This window comes from Pseudoalteromonas sp. GABNS16E (genome assembly GCF_028598715.1).
Lineage (GTDB): Bacteria > Pseudomonadota > Gammaproteobacteria > Enterobacterales > Alteromonadaceae > Pseudoalteromonas > Pseudoalteromonas atlantica.
The window spans coordinates 17,725-40,297 of record NZ_JAQREZ010000014.1; the positions used below are offsets into that span (position 1 = coordinate 17,725).

Consider the following 22,573-nt stretch of genomic DNA (forward strand, 5'->3'; position numbering starts at 1 on the left):
TTGAACAACCTTGAGCAGTATGATGTTGTGGTTATAGGAGCAGGGCCTTCAGGTGCACTTGTAAGTAGCTTATTAGTACAAAAAGGCTGGAAAGTGCTGGTGCTAGAGCAACAAGTATTTCCTCGTTTTTCAATTGGCGAAAGCTTATTACCTCAATGTATGGAGTATTTAGCTGATGCTGGGCTAGTTAAAACAATACATGAACATGCAGATGAGCTTGGCTTTCAATTTAAAGATGGTGCTGCGTTTCATCGTAATGGCCAAAATACAGCTATAAATTTTACTGAAAAATTTAGCCCTGGCCCGGGTACTACTTTTCAAGTTAAACGGGCTGATTTTGATAAGCTGATTGCTGATAGAGCGCAGCATCAAGGCGTTGAAATTCGCTATCAGCATAGTGTTATTGGTTTTACTGATGAAGCTGCTAGTGCGACGCTGCAAGTGCAAAATAATAAAAATCAAACGTATGACGTAAGGGCTAAGTTTGTACTTGATGCGAGTGGTTTCGGCCGAGTTTTACCAAAACTTTTAAATTTAGAAAAACCTTCTACTTTTCCTGTGCGTAGTGCTTATTTCAGTCACTTTAATGATGGCATTACTGACGAGCTGTTTGATAGAAATAAAATTTTAATAACCGTTCACCCTAAATTTAATGATGTTTGGTATTGGCTCATCCCCTTTAGTGATGGCACGTCCAGCATTGGGGTTGTTGCAAAGCAAGCACGCTTTAATAAGAGTAGTGAAGCTGACACCTTAAAACAGTTTATAGAGCAAGACCCTTACTTAAAAAAACTTTTAGCTAATCGCGTACCTATAACACAGGCGCGTAGCATTAGTGGTTACTCTGCTAATGTATGTACGCTACATGGAAAACATTTTGCTTTACTAGGCAATGCGGGTGAATTTTTAGATCCGGTGTTTTCATCTGGGGTGACTATTGCTTTAAAGTCTGCACACTTAATTGCCCCCTTTATTGATGATTATTTAAATGGAGAAGTGATTGATTTTGAGGAATGTTACGCCGAGCCATTGCAGGCAGGAGTTGATTGTTTTAAAACCTTTGTTAAAGGTTGGTACGATACCCGATTTCAAGACGTTATTTTCTATTCAGAGCAAAACTCGCAGGTTCGTGAAATGATCAGTGCTATTTTAGCGGGTTACGCATGGGATAAAAATAATCCATTTGTTGCTCAAAGTGAGCGTCGTTTAAATGTATTAGCGCAGCTATGTCAAAATTAATCCCAGTTATTGAGGCTCATACCAGACACTTTTTAAAATGTACTTTTATAGCTTTAGTGTGTGTTTGCATAACAGCATGTAGTAGCACATATAAAAGCAGTGAGCGTGTTGATATTTCTGCAGCCACTACACTTGATATTTCGCATGTGCCTGTACAAATGTTTGATCAAAATTGGCAGCATGTTTTATATATTCAAAACAATGAGAAAGAGCATACATTATTAGCACAATTAGAAATAAACAAGCAGGGTACTATCAACTTATTGTTAATGACTACACAAGGCTTACCTATTTTAAAGCTTGAGAAACTAAATAACCAACCACCTAATGTTACTAAAATGATAGTCGGTGTTGATTTAGACCCAGCTTATATATTGGCAGATATTGCCTTAGTGCATTGGCCTGTATTATTTCTTAATGAGAAAATATCTGGGGCGATTATAAAGCAGATAGCCACACAAAGGCGTGTAGTAAAAAATAACCGCTCGATTATTACAATAAATTATAGCGATAATAAAACAGTACTAAATAATAGTGAGCGACATTATCAAATTACATTTGAGAAGGTAAACTAGTGACTTTTTGGTTAAATGATTTAGGCATTGTAAGTGCAATGGGCAAAGGCGTTGAAGATACAATTATTAGCCTAAATAACTTACAAAATAATGAAGCCCCACAGCTTTTAAAGACAAAAGATTTAAGCACAGAGGGTTTGCCATTTTATGTTGGGCACGTGGACTGCGTTCCTCTAAGTCAAAAGCACCGTATTGATACGCTAATTGATATAGCCCTTGAGCAAATATCCCCAACACTTAATCGTTTTTCACATATTGATAAATCACGAATTGCTGTTGTGGTAGGTACAAGTACATCTGGGGTGCATGATGGCGAACAAGCTCGAGCTGACCACGACAGTTCAGGTGTGTGGCCAAGTGACTTTTTATATGCTGATCAAGAACTTGCTACTCCTTCGCATTACATAGCCGAAAAAGTAGGGGCGTTAGGTCCTTGTTATAGTATTTCAACGGCATGTACCTCAAGTGCTAAAGCTCTCATTAGCGCAAAAGCTTTAATAACTGCTGACTTAGCAGACGTTGTAATTTGTGGTGGCGTAGACAGCCTTTGCAAACTTACCATTAATGGATTTAATGCCTTGGCATCAATGAGCACAGGAATGTGTAAGCCTTTTTGCGATGACAGAGATGGTATTAATATTGGTGAGGGTGCTGCGTTATTTGTCATGAGTAAAGAAGCACCGTTAGAAAATGGCGTCATGTTTTTAGGTGGTGGTGAAAGCTCTGATGCTCATCACATTTCGGCGCCAGACCCTAGCGGTAATGGTGCAAAATCGGCAATGAAAGCAGCTCTGGCCGTTGCTGACTTATTACCTAGTGATATTGACTATATAAATGCACACGGCACAGCAACAATTAAAAATGACGAAATGGAAGCCCTTGCAATTAATAGTGTGTTTGGCAACAATACACCGCTGAGCTCCAGTAAGTACTTAACTGGGCACACTTTAGGTGCAGCTGGTGCAATTGAAGCAGGTATTTGTTGGCTGTTGCTCAGAGGGAGAGGAAATATTACTTTGCCTTTTAATAAATGCACACACAGAAATAAGCTGGCAGATGTTAATGTTATTGAGCAAGCTAGCACGGTTAAATTAAATTACTGTCTATCTAACTCATTTGCGTTTGGTGGTAATAATGCTAGTTTGATTTTAGGTACTCATAATGAATAATTATTCTATAGAGCAGGTTGTACCCCACGATGCTCCTATGATTTTAATAGATCAGTTAGTTGAATACAGCGATGAAAGTGCAACCTGCTCTGTGACTATTACACCCCAAAGCCCTTTTTATAATGAGCAAATTGAGGGAGTGCCAAGTTATATAGGTGTTGAATATATGGCCCAGTCTATAGCTGCCTATGCTGGAGCATTAGCTAACGATATTAATGAAGCGGTTAAAATTGGCTTTTTGATCGGCACGCGAAAATATAAAACACATCAGGCCATGTTTTGTAAAAACAGCACCTTAACTATTTATGTTCACAAGCTTTACCAAGAAGAATCTGGTTTAAGTGTGTTTGAATGCCAAATAAGCGAAAATAAAAAAATATTGTGTGATGCAAAAATAAATGTATTTCAGCCAGAAGATCCGCTGGAATTTATAAGAGAAAACCAATGAATAAAAGAATTTTAGTGACCGGCTCTAGCCGGGGTATAGGTAAGGCTATTGCACTTAAACTTGCAGCTCAAGGCTATGACATTACTGTTCATTGCAGAACTGGTTTAGAGCAAGCTCAGCAAACATGTGCAGAAATACACGCACTTGGACAAAGCACTACACTACTACAATTTGACGTATGCGATAGAGAAGCGGCAAAGCAACAAATTGAGCAAGATATTACAAACAATGGTGCTTACTATGGTGTGGTGTGTAATGCGGGCATTACCAACGATATGGCTTTTCCGGCAATGCAGGGCGATGATTGGGATAGCGTAATTAGAACTGGGTTAGATGGCTTTTATAATGTTGTGCACCCAACAGTTATGCCCATGGTACAAACTCGTAAAGGTGGGCGCATTATTACTATGGCTTCAGTGTCGGGTATTGCGGGCAACAGAGGGCAAGTAAATTACAGCGCAGCGAAAGCAGGTATTATTGGCGCTACCAAAGCTCTATCGCTGGAACTAGCTAAGCGAAAAATTACTGTAAATTGTGTAGCGCCTGGTTTAATTGAAACAGCAATGACGGATGAGCTTCCGGTTGCTGAAATGATGAAAATGATTCCACTTAAACGTATGGGAACAGTGAACGAAGTGGCTGGTACGGTTGCATTTTTAATGTCTGATGATGCTGCTTACATCACTCGCCAAGTTATTTCGGTTAACGGCGGGATGGTTTAATGAAACGTGTTGTTGTTACAGGGATGTCGGTTATAACCGCATTGGGCGATGATTGGGATGAATTTAAAAGCGCCTTGATTAAAGGTGAAAATGCAGTTGTAACAATGCGTGAATGGGATAAAGCTGATGGGCTTAATACGCGCTTAGCTGCCCCTGTCACCCATTTTGAAAAACCTAACCATTATAAACGTAAGCAAATACGCTCAATGGGGCGAGTGGCACTTATGTCCACACGTGCAACTGAGCGTGCGCTTGAGCAAGCAGATTTACTTGAACATAAAAGTCTTACAGATGGCTCTACCGGTGTAGCATATGGCTCATCCACCGGCTCAACACCGCCACTTCTCGCATTTGCAAATATGTTGGAAAGTGGCTCAATGTCTGGAGTCACAGCTACAAGCTATATTCAAATGATGGCACATACAGCACCAGTAAATGTAGGCGTATTTTTTGGCTTAAAAGGACGAGTGATCACTACAAGTTCGGCATGTACGTCTGGCTCGCAGGGTATTGGCTACGCCTATGAGGCAATTAAATTTGGTCGTCAAAAAATAATGGTAGCAGGGGGGGCAGAAGAACTTTGTATTACCGAAGCAGCTGTATTTGATACGCTGTATGCTACAAGTATTAAAAATGACACCCCTAAAAATACGCCTCGCTCATTTGATAAAAACCGTGATGGATTGGTTATAGGAGAAGGTGCCGGTACTTTAATACTTGAAGAGTATGAGCATGCTAAAGCTAGAGGGGCAAATATATTGGCTGAGGTTGTCGGTTTTGGCTGTAACTCTGATGGACAACATGTTACTCAACCATCTTCAGATACCATGCAAATAGCTATTGAAATGGCATTGCAAGATGCCAATTTATCACCTGATAAAGTAGGTTATGTCAATGCGCATGGTACCTCAACCGATAGAGGTGATATAGCTGAGTCTCATGCCACTTTTAATGCGCTGGGAGTTAAACCTATTAGCTCTTTAAAAAGCTATTTAGGGCATACTTTAGGGGCGTGTGGTGCAATAGAAGCATGGGCTACTATTAATATGATGAGCGATAATTGGTTTGCACCTACAATAAATTTAACCGATATAGATAATGATTGCGCTGAGCTTGATTATATTAAGACACAAGGGCGAGAAATTAACACCGATTATGTCATGAGTAATAACTTTGCATTTGGTGGGATTAATACATCTCTTATTTTTAAACGGTATAAGCAAGATTAATCAAGTTTATAAACACTAATCACTAACTGTTGACGTGTTTTTGCTGTATAATTTGCGACCCTTGATAAATGTGGCCGCAGGTTATACAGCATGAATTTTAAATCTTTTAGTTTTTCCCCTGAACTTATTCAGGCGTTAGACGAACTTAATTACCACACCCTTACGCCCATTCAGCGTTCAGCTATTCCGGCTGTTCGTAAAGGTAAAGACGTTTTAGCAAGTGCCCAAACAGGCACAGGTAAAACGGCTGCGTTTGCTTTACCTATCATCCAAAAATTAACTGAATCTGAGCTAAGCACAAGCAATGCTCCGCACGCGTTAGTGCTTGCGCCAACTCGTGAGCTTGCAGAGCAAATAGCAAATAACTTTAAAGCCTATGCAAAACATACCGCTTTAAAAGTAGTGAGCCTATTTGGCGGTGTTAATACCGCAGGCCAAGCAAATGCACTTAAAGACGGCGTAGATGTTGTAGTTGCAACCCCAGGGCGTTTACTAGATCATATTCGTTTAGGTAATTTAAGCCTAGCAAGCGTTAAACACTTAGTACTTGATGAAGCTGACCGTATGCTTGATATGGGCTTTATTGAAGATATGCAAAGTGTTATTAAAAGTTGTGACGAGCAGCGCCAAATTTTACTTTTCTCAGCCACTTTTCCAGCGGCTATTAAGCAGTTTGCAGCAAAAGTATTAAAACAGCCTGAAATTGTTCGCGTAGATCAAACTAATAGTACTGCAAGTACAGTACAGCATGTTGTGTACCCAGTTGAAGAGCGCCGTAAACAAGAGCTGCTTTCTGAGCTTATTGGTAAAAAGAACTGGCAACAGGTACTTGTGTTTGTAAACATGAAAGAAACGGCGGATGAGCTGGTTAAAGAGCTTAACCTTGATGGTATTCCTGCCACTGTATGTCATGGTGATAAATCGCAAGGTAACCGCCGCCGTGCACTTCGTGAATTTAAAGAAGGCAAAGTACGTGTTTTAGTGGCTACCGAAGTTGCTGCGCGTGGTATTGATATTGAAGGCCTACCACGAGTAATTAATATTGATTTACCATGGCTTGCAGAAGATTACGTACATCGCATTGGCCGTACAGGTCGTGCTGGTAATCAAGGCCAAGCAATTTCGTTTGTAAGCCGCGAAGAAGAAAACACCTTGTTTGAAATAGAGTCGTTAATTGGCCAAAAAATCAAGCGTGTTTACTTAGAGGGTTATGAAGTAAGTAGCCGTGAAGTACTTATTGATAAAATAGGTAAAAAACCAGCGCATTTACGCCGTAGCCGTACTAATAAGCCAACAGGGCAAGCAACAGGCGAAGCACGTGCGGTAAATCGCTCACGTATTTCAAATGTGCGTAAAAGCTTAAAAGGCGCCAAGCTTACCCTTAAAAAGTAAGCTAAAACGTAAATTTTAATTAAAAAACCTGAGTTTACTCAGGTTTTTTTGTATTTAATGACAGTGTTTTATCAATTATATCAGCATAAGTGTACGCAGCTTGCTCTTGGTTTATGTTAGCAATAATAGATAATCCAACCGGTAAGTTACTTACCTTGCCCACAGGGAGTGTTATATGTGTGCTTCCTGCTATTGCGGGCAAAGAGCTACTGCTGCCTTTAAAATTATCACCGTTAATGAGGTCGGTTTTCCACGCTGGCGATACTGTTGGGGCAATAACAATATCTATATCATTATTTTTATATAAATTAGTAATTGCTGATTTAGCCAGTGCACGGTAGCGTGTTTTAACGCGTTGGTATTTATCTTTATTCGTTAAATCAATTGCCTGCGACTTAGTAAGTATATCTTGTCCGAAGTAGGGCATTTCTGTTTCTTTATTTTGGCTATTAAAGTTAATGAGTGCCTCTAAGCTTTTAGTTTTTACTTCTTTTGGTGTGTTAGATAAGTAATGATTTATTTCAGCTTTAAAATCGTAAAGTAAAATGTAGTATTCATCAGCGAATAAAGTATCTAGATTGTCGGTTACTTCTATTTCAGTAACGGTATGCCCTGCTTGTTTAAGTGCATTTAATTGCTTTTTATAAAGCTGCTGAGTTTGAATCGTAAATTTATCACTTGGTAGCGCACCAATTTTGAGTGCTGATTTAGCCGTTAACTCTTTTGAATTTAAAACAAACTCATGTGTTGATACATCTTTTTTATCTTCGCCTTGTAATACTGCAAGCACAAGTAGTGCATCTTTTAGGGTATGAGCCATAGGCCCAACAGTGTCTTGGCTGCTTGAAAGGGGAATAACCCCATTGCGCGATACTTGGCCCATGCTTGGTTTTATAGCATATACACCGTTAACTGATGCGGGGCAGGTAATAGAGCCATCGGTTTCTGTGCCCAGTGCAATTGGTGCAAAGTTAAGTGCTACGGCCACTGCAGAGCCAGCACTAGAACCACACGGGTTTCTAGTTATATCGTGAGCATTATGTGTTTGTCCACCTACAGCGCTCCACCCAGAGGAAGAGTACGAAGATCGAAAATTGGCCCATTCACTCAAGTTTGCTTTACCTAAAATAATAGCACCCGCTTCTCGCAGTTTTTTAACTACAAAAGCATCTTTATTAGTAATATTGTTTTTTAAAGCCAAAGAGCCCGCTGTAGTCGGTAATTTACCTTTGGTCTCTATGTTATCTTTAAGCAGAACGGGTATGCCGTGAAGTGGCCCGGCCCATTTAGAATTTGCATAGAGTAAATCTAAAGCTTTAGCCTGTTCAATAGCTGAGGGATCGATATTAATCACAGCGTTATATTGTGGGTTGAGTTTTTCTATTCGGTTTATATAAGCTTGTGTAACGTGTTGTGCATTTGTAGTTTTGTTTTTATAAACTGCGTGAATTTGCTCTATAGTTTTTAAATTATTCGCTTTAGCACTAAATACACAAAGCACACAAATTAAAGAAATAATGGTTGTTTTGGTCATTCTATTAAGCCGCTAATTATTATTTATTATACATTTAGCACAAAAAAGCCCCACAAAGTGAGGCTTTTCGGTAAATAACTTAAAAAACCGGTTTAAGCGTTTTCTAACATTGAGAGTGCAACTGCTTCAGCCGCTTTAATACCATCAATGCCTGCAGATAAAATACCACCTGCGTAACCTGCGCCTTCACCTGCTGGGTATAAACCTTTTGTATTTATACTTTGAAAGCTTTTATCGCGTTTGATACTAATAGGCGATGATGTACGCGTTTCTACACCGGTTAATAAGCCATCGTTAGTTGAAAAACCACGAATTTGCTTATTAAATGCAGGTATGGCTTCGCGTATAGCATCGATAGCAAACTGCGGGAGTACATTTGCTAAATCGGTGAGTTTTATTCCTGGTGTAAACGACGGTTGTACATCACCTAAATCGCCCGATGCTTTTCCTTTTAAAAAGTCGCCAATTAACTGTGCTGGTGCATCGTAGTTGCTACCGCCTAATGCATAGGCTTGCTCTTCTAGTTTACGTTGCAAATCAATGCCGGCAAGCGGGTGACCAGGGAAGTCTTTTTCAGGTGTAATACCTACTACAATGGCACTATTTGCATTGCGCTCACCACGAGAGTATTGGCTCATACCGTTTGTTACTACACGGCCTTCTTCAGAGGTGGCGGCTACAACAGTCCCTCCTGGGCACATACAAAAGCTGTAAACTGTGCGGCCATTATCACAATGGTGAACGAGTTTATAATCAGCAGAGCCTAAAATGGGGTTACCTGCGTTAGGTCCAAAACGACACTCATCAATCATCGATTGCTTGTGCTCGATTCTAAAGCCCACAGAAAACGGTTTAGCTTCTACATAAATGCCTTTATCGTGGAGCATTTTAAAGGTATCACGGGCGCTATGTCCCACAGCAAGTACTACATGGCGGGTTTTGAGCTTTTCACCGTTTGAAAGCGTTAAGCCAGTTACTTGACCATCATCTATATGAATGTCGTCTACGCGCGTACTAAAGCGGATTTCGCCGCCAAGTTCAATAATACGTGCGCGCATTTTTTCAATCATGGTAACAAGTTTAAACGTACCAATGTGTGGCTTACTTACATATAAAATTTCATCTGGTGCGCCGGCTTCTACAAATTCGGTGATAACTTTACGCCCGTAATGTTTTGGATCTTTTACTTGGCTGTATAGTTTACCGTCTGAAAATGTACCTGCGCCACCCTCGCCAAACTGCACATTAGACTCTGTATTAAGGGTACGTTTACGCCAAAAGCCAAAGGTGTCTTTGGTACGTTCGCGTACTTCTTTACCGCGCTCTAAAATAATAGGGTTAAAACCCATTTGAGCCAGCACTAAGCCCGCAAATAATCCACACGGGCCAAAGCCAATTACGACAGGGCGCTCAGTAAGGTTAGCGGGGGCGTGGGCAACAAATTTGTATGAGGTATCAGGGGCAGGTTTTACGTGCTGATCTTTAGCAAATGCGTTTAACAGTGCTTCTTCGTTATCTACTTCAATATCGAGGGTATAAATAAGTAAAATAGCCGTTTTTTTACGTGCATCGTACCCACGTTTAAACACATTGTAGCTGTGTAGCTGCGCTGGCTGTATTTTTAGTTTATCAACTATGGCTTGGCCTATAGCGTCTTCGTTATGGTCAAGCGGCAGCTTTATTTCGGTTAAACGTATCATTGTTATCTCTTTTAGGTGTCTTAGCGGTAATATTATCCGCTCACAATAAGAAGTGTAGGGCACGTAATGGCTATACATTAAGGGCGCATATATTACGTTAAATTGACCGCAGATGGCACATATTTATTGTGTTTTTAATGGGGTTGGGTATGATCCTCGCTTTAGATAATTAATTACTAGGTTTAAACTATTATGGCGTTTGTGGTCACCGAAAACTGTATTAAGTGTAAATACACAGATTGTGTGGCAGTGTGCCCTGCAGATGCCTTTTACGAAGGCCCTAACTTTTTAGCAATAAGCCCTATTGATTGCATAGATTGTGGATTATGCGTACCAGAGTGCCCAGCTGAAGCAATTTACCAAGAAGATGAGCTGCCAGAAGACCAAAAAGAGTTTACCGAGCTTAATGCTGAGCTTGCATTGGTGTGGCCACGCATTGTTGAGGTAAAACCAGCGCCTGCTGATGCCGATAGTTGGAATGGCGTGGCTAATAAGCTTAAATTAATTGAAACCTAGCTTTTAAATTAAGCCTTTAATATTAATTAGTTAAAAAAACCATTGTTTTTAGTATCAAACTATTAACAAATGTACTGACTTAAATTACACTGCATAAATAAGTTTACCTTTTAAGGGTAAACACGTCTAAATGGATGTTTATGCAGTACTTAATAATTATAAAAAAACAATGCAGTGCTTTATTCCCCTTCTTATTAGCACTTTTATTTTCTAACCACCTTTACGCCAGTGAAAAACAGCAGCATTCTCTTGAACATATAAATGCAGATATTACTGTAGACGGCGTACTTGATGAGCCCCACTGGCAAAATGCCACTTTAGTTCCTATAGCATTTCAAGATGAGCCTAACGAAAAGGGCGCCCCACCGGTTAAAACTGATGCTTACATGTATGAAGATGGCAGCAACTTATATGTTGCTTTTGTAGCCGAAGATCCACAGCCGAGCGAAATAACAGCTTCTCTACGTGACAGAGATACGCTTTGGCAAGATGATACGGTTATTTTAATTATTGACACTTTTAACGACGAACGTTCAGCTTACGAATTTTATGTAAATCCATTGGGTGCGCAAGGTGATACGCGGATGAGTGACACCGATGGCTGGCAATCAGACCCGTCTTGGGATGCAATATGGGATAGCGCAGGGCAAATTACCGACCAAGGGTTTGTGGTTGAAATGCGTATACCTTTTAAAGCGCTAAGATTTCCTGAAAATAAAACAGATTTAACATGGGGCTTTGCCCTTATGCGAAATTACCAACGTGATGTACTGTATCAGCTTTCAAATATGGGGTTTGACCGAGATATAAAATGCAGTTTATGTCAGTTTGATAAATTAAATGGTTTTAAAAATATAAAAGCCAGTAAAAATCTGCAACTAACGCCAACACTTACGGCGCTCAGAAATGATTCAAAACCTACCTTGCCAGGGCAGTGGGATAATGGCGATATAGACACCGAAGCTGGCCTTGATTTACGCTGGGGGGTTACACAAGATGCGGTAATTAATGCCACTATAAACCCAGATTTTTCGCAAATAGAAAGTGATGCGTTAGCCCTTGATGTAAATACCACGTACTCAATTTATTATGCAGAAAAACGACCATTTTTTTTAGACGGCGCATCCTACTTTAAAAGCAGTTTATTTGAACTATTGTATACCCGCACTATTGCAGAGCCTGAAGTAGGGGCAAAATTAACAGGTAAAACAGGGCAACATAGCTATGCATTTATGTATGCCGATGACAATAATAGCAATATTTTATTGCCAACAAATCAAGGCTCTGGTTTTGCAATTTTAGAGGATAAAACCCATGCAGCAGCAGCGCGTTATCAATACGATATTGGCCAACAAGGCACTATAGGGCTAAGTACGACTCACCGCGAAAGCGATGACTACTACAATACAGTGCTTTCTGTCGATGGCAGCTATTGGTTTAATCAATCAGATCTACTGACCTACCAGGTAGCTACAACAGATTCTAAAAACTCTGATTTTTTAACAAGTAACTATAACTTATCTAAAACTCAATCTGATGAAGCGTACGCTATAGAGTTTACCCGTGATAAACGTGACTACAATTTGTTTGCTAGCTACGAAAATATAGGTAAAGACTATCGTACTGACTTAGGTTATCAAGAAAAAGTAGATTATGAGAACGTAGGCTTTGGGGGCGGGCAAACCTGGTATGCAGATGAGTCTGGCTTATTAACGTCATGGTCTTATGAGGCTGATTGGGATAAAACATGGGCGCAAAATGGCGACCTACTTGAAGAAGAATACCAAGGGTTTATAACATTAAAAGGGCAAAAGCAGTCTATTTTTGAAATTGGCTTACTGCATCGTTATGAAAACTATAATGATGCTTTTTATAACCAAAATATTGGCTTTGTTTATACGGGCTTTAAACCTAAAAATAATATATGGCTTTCGTTTTATGGCGAGTATGGCAGCCGCATTGATTACGCCAATGAGCAAATTGGCGATTCGTATGCAACGCAAACACAAGTTACGTGGGATATAAACGATCATTGGCAAGTAGACGCTACACATAACTACAGCGTTTTAGATAACCCTCAAGGTGAGCGAGTTTATACTGCTAACTTATTAGATTTTAGGCTTTATTATAAATTTAGCATGCGCTCTATGCTCAAGCTTATATTGCAATTTGAAGACATTGATAGAAATAGAGACGCCTACTACTACCAAGTTAGCCACATTAATAAAGACTATGGCAGCCAATTAGTTTACTCGTACAAAATTAATGCTCAAACATTATTTTATTTAGGCTACTCAGATAAAAGCTATCAAGACGATTCTCTAAAACACGTTGAAAGAGATCAACGCACATTTTTTACAAAAGTGAGCTATGCATGGCAACTTTAAATAACCATAAAAAGGATGAATATGAAAACAATAAAAATAACTATCGCAGCTGCAATGGTAGCAACCCTAGCGGGTTGTGCTGCTAAGCAAGATATAACTCGCTTTGACACTGTGAAACCAGAAGTAGTATGTATAGCTGAACATAAGGCAGTTAAAGAAGGCGTTGTCACAGCAATGGAAGAAGGGTTTGCAAAACATAACGTCAAAACACGTGTAATTGCTGCTAACTATGTATTGAAACATCAGGAGTATCAAACTGAATTACCTAATGCTGACATCGCAGGGTGTAATGCCGTTGCTTATTACGTGGCTAACTGGCATTGGGATTTAGCGTTGTACATGTCATACGCGAATATTTGGGTTACAGACGCTCAAACCAATAAAAAAATTGCGCAAGCATCTTATCGCACCGGCGGTGGTTTGGATAAGTTTATAGACGCGAAAGAAAAAATTATCGAACTAATCGATGGTATGTATTAAATACTTGTAATATTAGTTTTTTCAAACATTTTAAGCTTAAGGTTTATTTTTATTCATCACACTCTATAATTAGTTAATTACTAAGCATTAATTTATTCTTTTTGAGTACAGTTCTAAAAATTTTAATGAATAAGGACTGTGCTATAGCTTGCTTAGTACTAAAAACAGGCGATATAATCGTCTTTTAGTAACGGGTTTATAGGATAAGTAATTTAGATGGATTTTGTTGATGAATAAATTTAAACCCTTAGGCGGCATTTTTTTTGTATTTATCTTGTTTTGCTTTTGTTTAAACATCGAACTAACAAACCAGATTAACCGCATTAATTTATTCAACCCTGATATAGATTTACGCCACTTTGATATTGTAGATACAACGCTCGAAATGGCGCCTTGGTATAACCCTATGCTCAATGGGCACTATTTAATACACCAGCCTTCTGCCGATTTTTTGTTAGTTAAAACTACCGACACGGAATTTATCGCTGCAAACGCAACAAAGCTTATTTTAATGACGTTAACGTCGCCAATAAACTTTATATTGGTGTGTATGGTATTGTTTGTTGGCTTTACAATTATTCGTAAAGAGCGTAAAAAAATCTCTTATCAGCATCAAATTGCACAGCTAAATAACAACGCTAATCAATTGCTTGTAGCCTTTAACCTACAACCCCAACACGGCAACCCATCAGGGCTGGGTAATTTAAGCCAGTCAATAAACAATTTAAATACCCATGTTGCTAATTATTTAAAGCAAACACAAACAAGTATCTGCCAAGATAAGCTAACTTTGCTCATTGACCGCCATGCTTATATTGAGCATATAGATAGGCAAATAAATTTTACTGATGAAGAGCAGCTTAAATGCGCCTTATTGTTTATTGACCTAGATGGGTTTAAACAGGTAAATGACTCGTTTGGCCACAGCTTTGGTGATGAAATTTTGGTACAGGTTGCTACGCGCCTAGCTAACGTATTACGCCATCATAAGTTAAGTAATATTAACGAGGCGAATCAGTTAGAGCAAAATTTATCACGTTTAGGCGGTGACGAATTTTCAATTTTTATTGAGTCGGTAGATACCGATAATAAAGTAGTCGATATTGCTAAGCACGTACTCAGTGAACTTGAAAAAGACTTTGTACTGGGTAATAAAATAATAAAAATTAGCGCCAGTATTGGTATAGCGGCGTACCCAGAGAGCGCATCAACACCACAAGCATTATTGCAATTGGCCGATGTGGCAGTGTACCGTGCAAAAAGCGATGGTAAAGGCATTTTTAAAGTGTACTCCCCAGAGATGGGTAATAAAATGCGCCGCTATCACTATTTATTAGAAGAGCTGCGTTTGGCGGTTGCGTGTAAAGACTTTTACTTATCTTTTCAACCTATCGTGCATGTAGAAGATTGCATGATAGATTATTTTGAAGCGCTTACACGCTGGGAACATCCTATAGAAGGGATGATTTCACCGGCGGAGTTTATACCTATTGCCGAAGAGTCTAACCTTATTTTAGAGCTCGGCGATTGGATTATGCATGAGTCGTGTAGGCAAATGGCAGCATGGCATAATGCCGGTATGCGCAAAGTAAAAATTTCGGTTAATGTATCGGGTGTGCAACTAAAACACCGCTCAGTGTACGATTGGATAATGAAAAACCTAAAAAACACAGGGCTGCCATCGCATTCTTTAATGCTAGAAATAACAGAGTCTACGTTTATTAAAGCCAGTAAAAGTATGATTGAAGAGCTTGAGCGGCTTCGTGCAGAAGGTGTGACAATTGCTATTGACGATTTTGGTACCGGCTTTAGTTCATTAAGTACATTGGCTGATTTGCCCATTGATGTAATAAAAATAGATCGCTCGTTTATCTCTCAAGCCGATAAAAGTCCAAAGTACAATGACATCCTTAATACGATTAGCGAGTTAGGTCAAAAGTTAGGACTTAAAATAGTGGCAGAGGGCGTAGAAGAAATTGAGCAGTTTGAACTTGTAAAACGCATGGGAGTAAGCTCTGTGCAAGGCTATTTGGTTAGTCGCCCTCAATCATCTATCAATGTGGGTAACAAAGTTTTGCGTAAAAATACGGCTAACTTATCTGCAGCGGGCACCAGCGCGTGGGAAATAGAAAGTTAGAGCCTGTTTATTATAGGTAATTTAATAGCTTATGTAGGGTTTTAGGCTCAGGTTATGCTATGAAATTGCCACTACCGATAGCGATTAACTTGAGCATTCACTGGTGCAGCTATTCAGGCCGCGAAATGTTAAACCCTGTATTGTGCTTAATTGCCCCTAAATAAAACTAAGTTCTTTAGGACTACAGCCTTAAAATTTAGTAAAAAAAATGCCACTTTTAAAAGTGGCATTTTTGTTTGTAGAATCTAACAACTACAATTTTATAAATCGAATGTGCGTGATATAGCAAGTACTATACGCTCATCAGCGTAATCGTAATCTAGGCTTGTGTCTTCAGCAGCAATCTCAATACCAAAGCCTTCGTAGCTAGTTTGGTACGCTAGGCGGTAATGTTTGTATGATTTCTTTTGGTTTACATCCCATGCCCATTTTTCGCCATCAAGCGAATTAGAAATATCAAAGCTTGCACGAATGGCATGATTCGGGGCAATTTCAAAGGTGTGGGCAATCATAGAAATAACATGGCCAGCCCCTGTACCAAAGTAATCCCAGCTATACCAAAAGTTTAGCTCTGTTTGACCATACTCACTTGCATAGCCAAATTTTGTGTAGGCTTCGGCGTAGTTACCATCGCTGTTATTACCTTGGTATGTGTAATAAGCAATACCGTAATCAGCGCTAACCGTGTCAGTTAATTGCACGTATTTACCTAGGTAGGCATCAAGTTCAAAATCAGTGTCATCACCAAAATCTACATTAGATGCCCATGCACCCGCGTAAACACCGCTGTCGAACGCGTAATCAAGGCTTGCTTGAATTGCAGGGTCGTTATCAGTTTGTGTTACACCGTTAAAAGTATAGTCAGATGCTGCTGTAATGGTTGTTGACCAGTTAGCTGACACCGTAGTTGATAAAAGTGCGAAAGGTAGCGCTACTGCTAATTGTTTTAGTTTGTTATTCATTGTTGATCCCTAATGTACAGTTTCTATTTTTGTGTAATCTATTTTGTTTGCTTTTGGCGAACTGTCTATATTGTTAACCGTTTTAAATTTGCTGTAGCCAATAAACGCAGCACAACCAAAAAACAGTGCAATAACTAACGCGCCAACCCATTGAATTTGTAAAAACTCAAGCTTAAACAATAGGGTTAGTAACGAAAGGGCAACAATATTTAGTATCATATAGTTCATTTTACCTAAACGTTTAACCGTTAAGTTAAGGTTATCTGTGTATAAGCGTATTAATGAATCAAGCGAATTAATAACAAACACTATCCCAACAAATACCATGGCAAAGTTTTTAATACCCGCTGTTGAAATACCCATTTCGTGGTAGTGGTAAAGTACGCTAAACCAAATCGCAATCGGAATAGATGGAAATATCAACATTGCACCTAATACTTGGTATGTTTTAAGGCCGCCTACAAAACGAGACGTAAATTGGCCAATCATAATGCTCCACGCAAACCACCAAAATAGATAAAATTCATGGTAGTCATTAAGCGGTAAAACAAACTGATTTATATTGGCAAAGTAAGTACCAATTTCAGCAAGGTTATTGGTAAATGCCGACATTTCGCTATCACCAACGACAAAGGCACCTGCCCACATAAAGGCAATTAATGCGATAAATAACCACGTTGTAGAAATACTTAAAAAGCGCACGTATTTAATATCTGTACTTGAGTACACAGCAAAGCAAATAGCTGCAAATACAATAAAGTAGAAGGTAGGTATAACGCTCGAACCATCGCCTAGCTCTGGTAAGTACCACGGCAAGTTAGAAAGCAGTAGGTAAGCTGTAAAGGCACATGTGCCAATAATAACTACGTTATTAATGAACTTAACCCATGAAATTTCGAAAAATTTAACTTTGGGCTCTATTACACAGAAATAAAAGCACGTAAGAAAGTAAAATCCCCAGATCAAGAATCCCCAATAGCCAAACTCAATAGCCAGTGGGTTTGCAAACGCGTATTCTGGGCTTGCTTTTATGTCTGCATAACCTGCAAATTCGGTTAATGGAAACATGATTAGGCCAACGTCTAGGCCTGAGGTAAATAAGATTGCGATAAAGGTAAACGTTCTCACTGGTGTTACGCCTACTACGCGTACGTTACCCCATTTAAATAAAATAGTAATAACAGCAAGTAGCGTAAATATAATGCCAGCACTAAGCCAAATAGTCATTATCGCCCTCCCAAAATGAATAAAAGTAACTCATAAGTTCTCCGTTTTTGTTTTATTACTTGCACAAACACCGCGTAACCAATTTACGCCGTGAGCCACTGCAAGTTTAACGTGCCCTACATAGTGTTAGGCACGTTATGGCTTAATTAAATCTCGCTATTACGTTGCGTTGTTTGCCAATTACTGCTCATGGCAACGTTTACCGATGCCAGTGTAAGTGGGGCTTTACCTAAAATTAGATCAGCTGCTTTTTCTGCAACCATAATTGTAGGGGCATTTAAGTTGCCATTTGGCACCGTAGGGAAGATTGACGAGTCAACAACACGCAGTCCTTCAATACCGTGAACTTGGGTATTAGAATTAACCACGGCCATGTCATCTTCGCCCATTTTGCAAGAACAAGACGGGTGATAGGCACTTTCTACTGCTTGGCGTACAAAGGCATCTATTTCTTCGTCGGTTTGAATGTGCTTACCTGGTTGAATTTCTTCATCGCGGTAGTCATCAAATGCGCTTTGCTCAATAATGTCGCGAGTTAGGCGCACACACGCTCTAAAGCCTTCAATATCGTCTTTATGCTGCAAGTAGTTAAATAAAATTTTCGGCGGTTGCTCAGGATTAGCTGATTGAATAGTGACACTACCACGGCTTTTAGGTTTGTTATGACCTACATGCACCTGAAAACCATGACCCGCAAATGCACTGCGCCCATCGTAGCGCATCGCCGCTGGTAAAAAGTGGTACTGAATATCTGGCCATTCAACGTCTGGTTTTGAGCGAATAAACGCACACGACTCAAAGTGGTTTGTTGCACCTAAGCCTTTTCGGGTCAGTAGCCATTTAGCGCCAATTAAGCCTTTTGAAATAAGACCTAATTTACCGTTTAAGGTAATAGGTTGTTTACACTTGTACTGAAAGTAAAACTCAAGATGATCTTGTAAGTTTTGACCTACGCCTGGTAAATGATGCTTTACCTCAACACCGGCTTCTTCTAGTATGGCTTTATCGCCAATACCCGAAAGCTGTAAAATATGAGGTGAGCCAATTGGACCTGCACTTAATACAACGTCTTTAGTCGCATGCGCCGTTTTAAGAGTGCCATTTACTGTGTACTCAATGCCTGTGGCTTTTTTGCCTTCTAAAATCACTTTTTGTGCTAAAGCACCTGTAATAACTGTTAGGTTACTGCGTGATTTTACTGGGTCTAAATACTCGCGCGAGGCCGAACTGCGAACACCGTCTTTAACAGTCATGTGCATCGGGCCAAAGCCTTCTTGCTGAGCTGCGTTGTAGTCGTCTGTGTGTGCATACCCTGCTTCTACACCTGCTTTAATAAAGGTGGTGTAAAGCGGGTTTTGCATTTCGTTACCGTTATTAACGCCAAGCGGGCCTGTGCCACCACGGTGCGCATTTTCACCTAAATAAAAGCTTTCTGCTTTTTTAAAGTAAGGTAAGCACGACTGATAATCCCAGCCGTTAGCACCGTGTTGCTGCCACTCGTCAAAATCTTTTGCGTGGCCACGTACATATACCATGCCATTAATTGATGATGAACCGCCTAACACTTTACCGCGTGGGCAGTGCATTTCTCGGTTATCTAAATACGGCTCTGGCTGAGTGTGAAATTGCCATGCGTATTTATCTGTATTCATAGGAATAGAGAGCGCCGTTGGCATTTTTATAAATATACTTTTATCGCTACCACCGGTTTCTAGCAATAGCACTTTATTGTTTGTATCTTCAGATAAGCGATTTGCAAGTACACAACCTGCAGAACCGGCGCCAACAATAATATAGTCGTAAGTGTTACTCATAGTTGCCACCTTAAAACGGGCTTTCTATGTCGGCCATGCCCACATAAATAGACTTAGTTTGCGTGTAATGATCAAGCGTTTCTATGCCATTTTCACGGCCAATACCTGATTGCTTGTAACCACCAACAGGCATTTCAGCAGGTGAATTACCGTAAGCATTAATCCAACAAATACCAGCTTCTAATTGGTGAATAACACGGTGCGCACGTTTAATATCGCTAGTAAATACGCCTGCGGCTAAGCCAAGATGTGTACCATTTGCACGGACGATAACATCGTCTTCGTCTTCAAAAACAAGTACGCTCATAACTGGGCCAAAAATTTCTTCTTTAACAATAGTCATTTCATCGTTGCAATCGGTAAATACCGTAGGTGCTACAAAGTAGCCATTAGGCGCTGATTCAGGAGAAAGAGTTGTACCGCCAGTAAGTAGGGTTGCACCTTCGGCCAAGCCACTTTCTATGTAGCTCATTACCAATTCTTGATGCTTTTTAGAAATTAATGCCCCAAAGTTAGTATTTAAATCTTGTGGGTCGCCGGCAATAATATTTTGCTCAGTACGTGTTTTAAGCTCATCAATAAATTGTTGATATACATTTTTATGAACATAAATACGGGTACAGTTAGTACAAATTTCGCCTTGCGTATAAAAGTTACCTAGCATGGCAGCACTGACTGCTTGCTCAATATTAGCATCTTCAAACACTAATAAAGGTGATTTACCACCTAATTCCATTGTTACGTCTTTTAATGTACCAGCAGCGCTTGCCACTACTTTTTTACCTGTGCCTACTTCACCAGTAAACGACACTTTGTCTATTTCACTGTGAGAGGTTAACCACTGACCTACATCACCTGCACCTTGCACAACGTTAAATACGCCGGCAGGTACGCCTGCTTCAACAAAAACTTCAGCTAGTTTAATAGCACCTAAAGGGGTTTCTTCAGAAGGTTTAAAAATAAACGCATTTCCTGCGGCAAGGGCAGGGCCCGATTTCCAACATGCAATTTGCAGCGGATAGTTCCATGCACCAATACCAGCACAAATGCCTAGTGGCTCTTTGCGGGTATAGTAAAAGTCTTCGCCAACCATTTGCTGCTGGCCAACTTGCGCTGGTGCTAGGCCCGCAAAGTATTCAATTACATCTGCGCCTGTTTCTATATCAACGCAGTTAGCTTCTTGCATTGGTTTACCTGTATCAAGCACTTCAACTAAGGCAAGCTCGTCATTACGCTCACGCAATAAAGCAACCGCTTTTAATAAAATACGGCTACGTTCTATTGGGCTCATTTTTGACCATTGAGCAAAGCCTTGTTTTGCACTTTCGATAGCCGCGTTTTGAATAAATTCGTCGGCAACTTCTACCGAGTAAATAACTTCATCTGTGGCTGGGTTTTTTACATCAAAAGTTTCACCACTTTGGTTTGCAAGGAAGTGGCCGTTAATAAAGTTTTGATAGACAGGTGTAGTCACGCTAGGCTCCATATTGCTTGATGAGTGAATGTACATAGCTTTTTGCTAATGTTTCACTGTGTTTAAATTGGTTTTCGTCAGATTGACTTAATACTGCTCTTAACCATAGGCCATCAATCATGGCGGCGCTAAGTTCTGCAGCTTGCTTTGCTTGCTTTACGGGCATTAGTTGCTTAAAAGAAAATGCTAAATTACTTTGCAAGCGATTACTGTTTACATTTTGCAGCCTGTGCAGTTCTTGATCGTGCATTGACTGCGCCCAAAAACTTAACCACGTACGTGTGGTGTCGTTGCGCTGTTGAACAAGTGCAAAGTTGGCCTCAACAATAAACATCAAACGCTCAATTGCGCTGGTGGTTGGCTCAACTTTTTCAATTAATTCATTTTTTAAATTCGATAACAAATACCTAACGGTTGCCTCTATTAACCCCTGCTTGCCACCAAAGTAATGACTAATAATGCCAGATGATAAACCCGCATTTTTACTGATGGTGTTAATAGTTGTTCCTTGCAAACCGCGCTGTGCAACTGACTCAATGGTCGCGTCAATTAGCTGCTGACGCCTGACAGGTTCCATTCCGACTTTAGGCATAATTTTTATTAATTGAACGTTCAATAAAGATAAGCTTAATGTAATAGCTCTAACAATTCAAGGCGCAAGTAAACAACCAGATACCAAGATGTAGATGGATTATTAATAAAAACGGGTTAATTTGTAGTAGTGCCATATGTAGGTCTTTATTAATAAAGTCATCTATATTCAATGGGTTACACTTTTGTTTTTAAACGCTGAAAATAGTAAGGATTTGTTTACGGGGTATGAGTAATAAAAAAGATAAATATTCGTTAGAATGGTAATAGTTAGAGTACGAAGGGTATTTTAAATAAGCAAACGAAACCACTTTACGCGTTTAATTAGTGTACTAATTAAAAGAGTAGCAGTGTGTAATGGCTGTAAGAGGAGGGGTTAAGGTTAAAAAAGGCGTGTAAATTAGGCGCTATTAATAACGCCTTTAAATAATAGTGGGTAGCGTCTAAGGCGATTACCTATGTAATCATCGGCTAAGATTTGTTGGCATATAAAATTAACATTGTTACTGGCCTCAAACACCCAGTCAAAGCGTTCAATAGCCAGCAAAAAACCGCGTTTAAGGTGAGTCTGTTCGCGGTATTCATTTAGGTTTCGACGGATTATCTCCAGCTTTTCTGGGTGCGCTTGCAGCTCAGTAATTACCTGGTTTATAAACGAGGTGGTTTGCTTGTTTGTGGTGCGTTTACGAATGCGTCTTGGCTGCATTATTCCTCATTAGCAATGTTGTATAGTTTTTTTAAAAAGTCGTCTTTATGTTTGTCATGCTCATAATCTAGGTGATAAGCATTATGAAACCCAAAGCGCAACAATACGCCGCTACCTTCTAAGTAAATAGTGTAGCCGTCAATGTCAGAGTAAGCCGTAACACCTTGATAATGTTTACCAATATCATTTTGTTTACCGCGCTGCTGAATACGTTCGTACACAGAGAGGATCTGCTTGTTATCGAGTTCGTTTTTCATCATTAACCCTTAAT

General features: G+C 39.7%; 20 protein-coding genes. 11 read left to right on the plus strand and 9 right to left on the minus strand.

What is annotated here, in order from left to right:
- From PSI06_RS08025 to PSI06_RS08055, 7 genes are all read left to right on the plus strand, one after another.
- Window positions 1-1,239, plus strand: a complete 1,239-nt coding sequence (locus tag PSI06_RS08025) for an NAD(P)/FAD-dependent oxidoreductase (RefSeq protein ID WP_273603544.1) — start codon at window positions 1-3, stop codon at window positions 1,237-1,239.
- Window positions 1,227-1,814 carry a DUF3261 domain-containing protein gene (locus PSI06_RS08030; protein ID WP_004586466.1) on the plus strand — a complete coding sequence of 196 codons (588 nt, stop codon included), beginning with the start codon at window positions 1,227-1,229 and terminating at the stop codon, window positions 1,812-1,814. The genes PSI06_RS08025 and PSI06_RS08030 overlap by 13 nt, the downstream gene beginning before the upstream one ends.
- Window positions 1,814-2,983 carry a beta-ketoacyl-ACP synthase gene (locus PSI06_RS08035; RefSeq protein ID WP_004586465.1) on the plus strand — a complete coding sequence of 390 codons (1,170 nt, stop codon included), beginning with the start codon at window positions 1,814-1,816 and terminating at the stop codon, window positions 2,981-2,983. The genes PSI06_RS08030 and PSI06_RS08035 overlap by 1 nt, the downstream gene beginning before the upstream one ends.
- A complete protein-coding gene (locus PSI06_RS08040) occupies window positions 2,976-3,431 on the plus strand; it encodes an ApeP family dehydratase (RefSeq protein ID WP_004586464.1) in 456 nt (151 codons plus the stop codon). The genes PSI06_RS08035 and PSI06_RS08040 overlap by 8 nt, the downstream gene beginning before the upstream one ends.
- A complete protein-coding gene (fabG, locus tag PSI06_RS08045; RefSeq protein WP_273603545.1) occupies window positions 3,428-4,153 on the plus strand; it encodes a 3-oxoacyl-ACP reductase FabG in 726 nt (241 codons plus the stop codon). The genes PSI06_RS08040 and fabG overlap by 4 nt, the downstream gene beginning before the upstream one ends.
- A complete protein-coding gene (locus tag PSI06_RS08050; protein ID WP_273603546.1) occupies window positions 4,153-5,382 on the plus strand; it encodes a beta-ketoacyl-ACP synthase in 1,230 nt (409 codons plus the stop codon). Before fabG ends, PSI06_RS08050 begins: the two co-directional genes overlap by 1 nt.
- Before the next feature lie 90 nt (window positions 5,383-5,472).
- Window positions 5,473-6,774, plus strand: a complete 1,302-nt coding sequence (locus tag PSI06_RS08055; protein ID WP_004586461.1) for a DEAD/DEAH box helicase — start codon at window positions 5,473-5,475, stop codon at window positions 6,772-6,774.
- Between the two features lie 34 nt (window positions 6,775-6,808).
- Here the strand turns inward: PSI06_RS08055 and PSI06_RS08060 are convergent, their stop codons facing one another.
- Window positions 6,809-8,308 carry an amidase family protein gene (locus tag PSI06_RS08060; protein ID WP_004586460.1) on the minus strand — a complete coding sequence of 500 codons (1,500 nt, stop codon included), beginning with the start codon at window positions 8,306-8,308 and terminating at the stop codon, window positions 6,809-6,811.
- Window positions 8,309-8,400: 92 nt separating this feature from the next.
- Window positions 8,401-10,008, minus strand: coding sequence for an NAD(P)/FAD-dependent oxidoreductase (locus tag PSI06_RS08065; protein WP_273603547.1), 1,608 nt, complete (start codon window positions 10,006-10,008; stop codon window positions 8,401-8,403).
- A 192-nt stretch (window positions 10,009-10,200) separates the two neighbouring features.
- Between PSI06_RS08065 and fdxA the strand changes: the two genes are divergently transcribed.
- The 4 genes from fdxA (at window position 10,201) to PSI06_RS08085 (ending at window position 15,528) form a co-directional block, all read left to right on the plus strand.
- Window positions 10,201-10,524, plus strand: a complete 324-nt coding sequence (gene fdxA, locus PSI06_RS08070) for a ferredoxin FdxA (RefSeq protein WP_029774458.1) — start codon at window positions 10,201-10,203, stop codon at window positions 10,522-10,524.
- A gap of 140 nt (window positions 10,525-10,664) precedes the next feature.
- Entirely contained in the window at window positions 10,665-12,911 is a 2,247-nt protein-coding gene (locus PSI06_RS08075; RefSeq protein ID WP_273603548.1) for a carbohydrate binding family 9 domain-containing protein, read from the plus strand.
- 21 nt (window positions 12,912-12,932) lie between these two features.
- Complete coding sequence (locus PSI06_RS08080) at window positions 12,933-13,391, plus strand: Sbal_3080 family lipoprotein (protein ID WP_004586456.1); 459 nt, start codon at window positions 12,933-12,935, stop codon at window positions 13,389-13,391.
- Window positions 13,392-13,620: 229 nt separating this feature from the next.
- Window positions 13,621-15,528 carry a putative bifunctional diguanylate cyclase/phosphodiesterase gene (locus tag PSI06_RS08085; protein ID WP_273605005.1) on the plus strand — a complete coding sequence of 636 codons (1,908 nt, stop codon included), beginning with the start codon at window positions 13,621-13,623 and terminating at the stop codon, window positions 15,526-15,528.
- Between the two features lie 260 nt (window positions 15,529-15,788).
- Here PSI06_RS08085 and PSI06_RS08090 read toward each other — a convergent pair whose 3' ends face one another.
- The 7 genes from PSI06_RS08090 to PSI06_RS08120 all read right to left on the minus strand — a co-directional run bounded on the left by PSI06_RS08090 (window position 15,789) and on the right by PSI06_RS08120 (window position 22,559).
- A complete protein-coding gene (locus PSI06_RS08090) occupies window positions 15,789-16,490 on the minus strand; it encodes a TorF family putative porin (RefSeq protein ID WP_004586454.1) in 702 nt (233 codons plus the stop codon).
- Between the two features lie 9 nt (window positions 16,491-16,499).
- A complete protein-coding gene (locus PSI06_RS08095) occupies window positions 16,500-17,717 on the minus strand; it encodes a BCCT family transporter (protein ID WP_004586453.1) in 1,218 nt (405 codons plus the stop codon).
- Between the two features lie 146 nt (window positions 17,718-17,863).
- The gene (gene betA, locus PSI06_RS08100) at window positions 17,864-19,531 is read right to left on the minus strand and encodes a choline dehydrogenase (RefSeq protein WP_273603550.1); all 1,668 of its coding nucleotides are present in this window, start codon (window positions 19,529-19,531) and stop codon (window positions 17,864-17,866) included.
- Window positions 19,532-19,541: 10 nt separating this feature from the next.
- Entirely contained in the window at window positions 19,542-21,005 is a 1,464-nt protein-coding gene (betB, locus tag PSI06_RS08105) for a betaine-aldehyde dehydrogenase (protein ID WP_138684780.1), read from the minus strand.
- Between the two features lies 1 nt (window position 21,006).
- Complete coding sequence (betI, locus tag PSI06_RS08110; protein WP_024031790.1) at window positions 21,007-21,582, minus strand: transcriptional regulator BetI; 576 nt, start codon at window positions 21,580-21,582, stop codon at window positions 21,007-21,009.
- A gap of 414 nt (window positions 21,583-21,996) precedes the next feature.
- Window positions 21,997-22,302 carry a hypothetical protein gene (locus PSI06_RS08115; RefSeq protein WP_273603551.1) on the minus strand — a complete coding sequence of 102 codons (306 nt, stop codon included), beginning with the start codon at window positions 22,300-22,302 and terminating at the stop codon, window positions 21,997-21,999.
- Window positions 22,302-22,559: a DUF3081 domain-containing protein gene (locus PSI06_RS08120; RefSeq protein WP_024031788.1), complete on the minus strand. Its 258-nt coding sequence runs from the start codon at window positions 22,557-22,559 to the stop codon at window positions 22,302-22,304. Before PSI06_RS08120 ends, PSI06_RS08115 begins: the two co-directional genes overlap by 1 nt.
- Window positions 22,560-22,573: the final 14 nt, after the last annotated feature.

Excerpts from the sequence above, each read along its gene's own strand:
- PSI06_RS08115 (WP_273603551.1), bottom strand. The coding sequence starts at position 22,302 with ATGCAGCCAAGACGCATTCGTAAACGCACCACAAACAAGCAAACCACC.
- PSI06_RS08050 (WP_273603546.1), top strand. The coding sequence starts at position 4,153 with ATGAAACGTGTTGTTGTTACAGGGATGTCGGTTATAACCGCATTGGGC.
- PSI06_RS08085 (WP_273605005.1), top strand. The coding sequence starts at position 13,621 with ATGAATAAATTTAAACCCTTAGGCGGCATTTTTTTTGTATTTATCTTG.
- PSI06_RS08080 (WP_004586456.1), top strand. The coding sequence starts at position 12,933 with ATGAAAACAATAAAAATAACTATCGCAGCTGCAATGGTAGCAACCCTA.
- PSI06_RS08060 (WP_004586460.1), bottom strand. The coding sequence starts at position 8,308 with ATGACCAAAACAACCATTATTTCTTTAATTTGTGTGCTTTGTGTATTT.
- PSI06_RS08095 (WP_004586453.1), bottom strand. The coding sequence starts at position 17,717 with ATGACTATTTGGCTTAGTGCTGGCATTATATTTACGCTACTTGCTGTT.
- PSI06_RS08120 (WP_024031788.1), bottom strand. The coding sequence starts at position 22,559 with ATGAAAAACGAACTCGATAACAAGCAGATCCTCTCTGTGTACGAACGT.
- betI (WP_024031790.1), bottom strand. The coding sequence starts at position 21,582 with ATGGAACCTGTCAGGCGTCAGCAGCTAATTGACGCGACCATTGAGTCA.
- PSI06_RS08040 (WP_004586464.1), top strand. The coding sequence starts at position 2,976 with ATGAATAATTATTCTATAGAGCAGGTTGTACCCCACGATGCTCCTATG.
- fabG (WP_273603545.1), top strand. The coding sequence starts at position 3,428 with ATGAATAAAAGAATTTTAGTGACCGGCTCTAGCCGGGGTATAGGTAAG.
- PSI06_RS08030 (WP_004586466.1), top strand. The coding sequence starts at position 1,227 with ATGTCAAAATTAATCCCAGTTATTGAGGCTCATACCAGACACTTTTTA.
- PSI06_RS08075 (WP_273603548.1), top strand. The coding sequence starts at position 10,665 with ATGCAGTACTTAATAATTATAAAAAAACAATGCAGTGCTTTATTCCCC.
- fdxA (WP_029774458.1), top strand. The coding sequence starts at position 10,201 with ATGGCGTTTGTGGTCACCGAAAACTGTATTAAGTGTAAATACACAGAT.
- PSI06_RS08055 (WP_004586461.1), top strand. The coding sequence starts at position 5,473 with ATGAATTTTAAATCTTTTAGTTTTTCCCCTGAACTTATTCAGGCGTTA.
- PSI06_RS08090 (WP_004586454.1), bottom strand. The coding sequence starts at position 16,490 with ATGAATAACAAACTAAAACAATTAGCAGTAGCGCTACCTTTCGCACTT.
- betA (WP_273603550.1), bottom strand. The coding sequence starts at position 19,531 with ATGAGTAACACTTACGACTATATTATTGTTGGCGCCGGTTCTGCAGGT.
- PSI06_RS08065 (WP_273603547.1), bottom strand. The coding sequence starts at position 10,008 with ATGATACGTTTAACCGAAATAAAGCTGCCGCTTGACCATAACGAAGAC.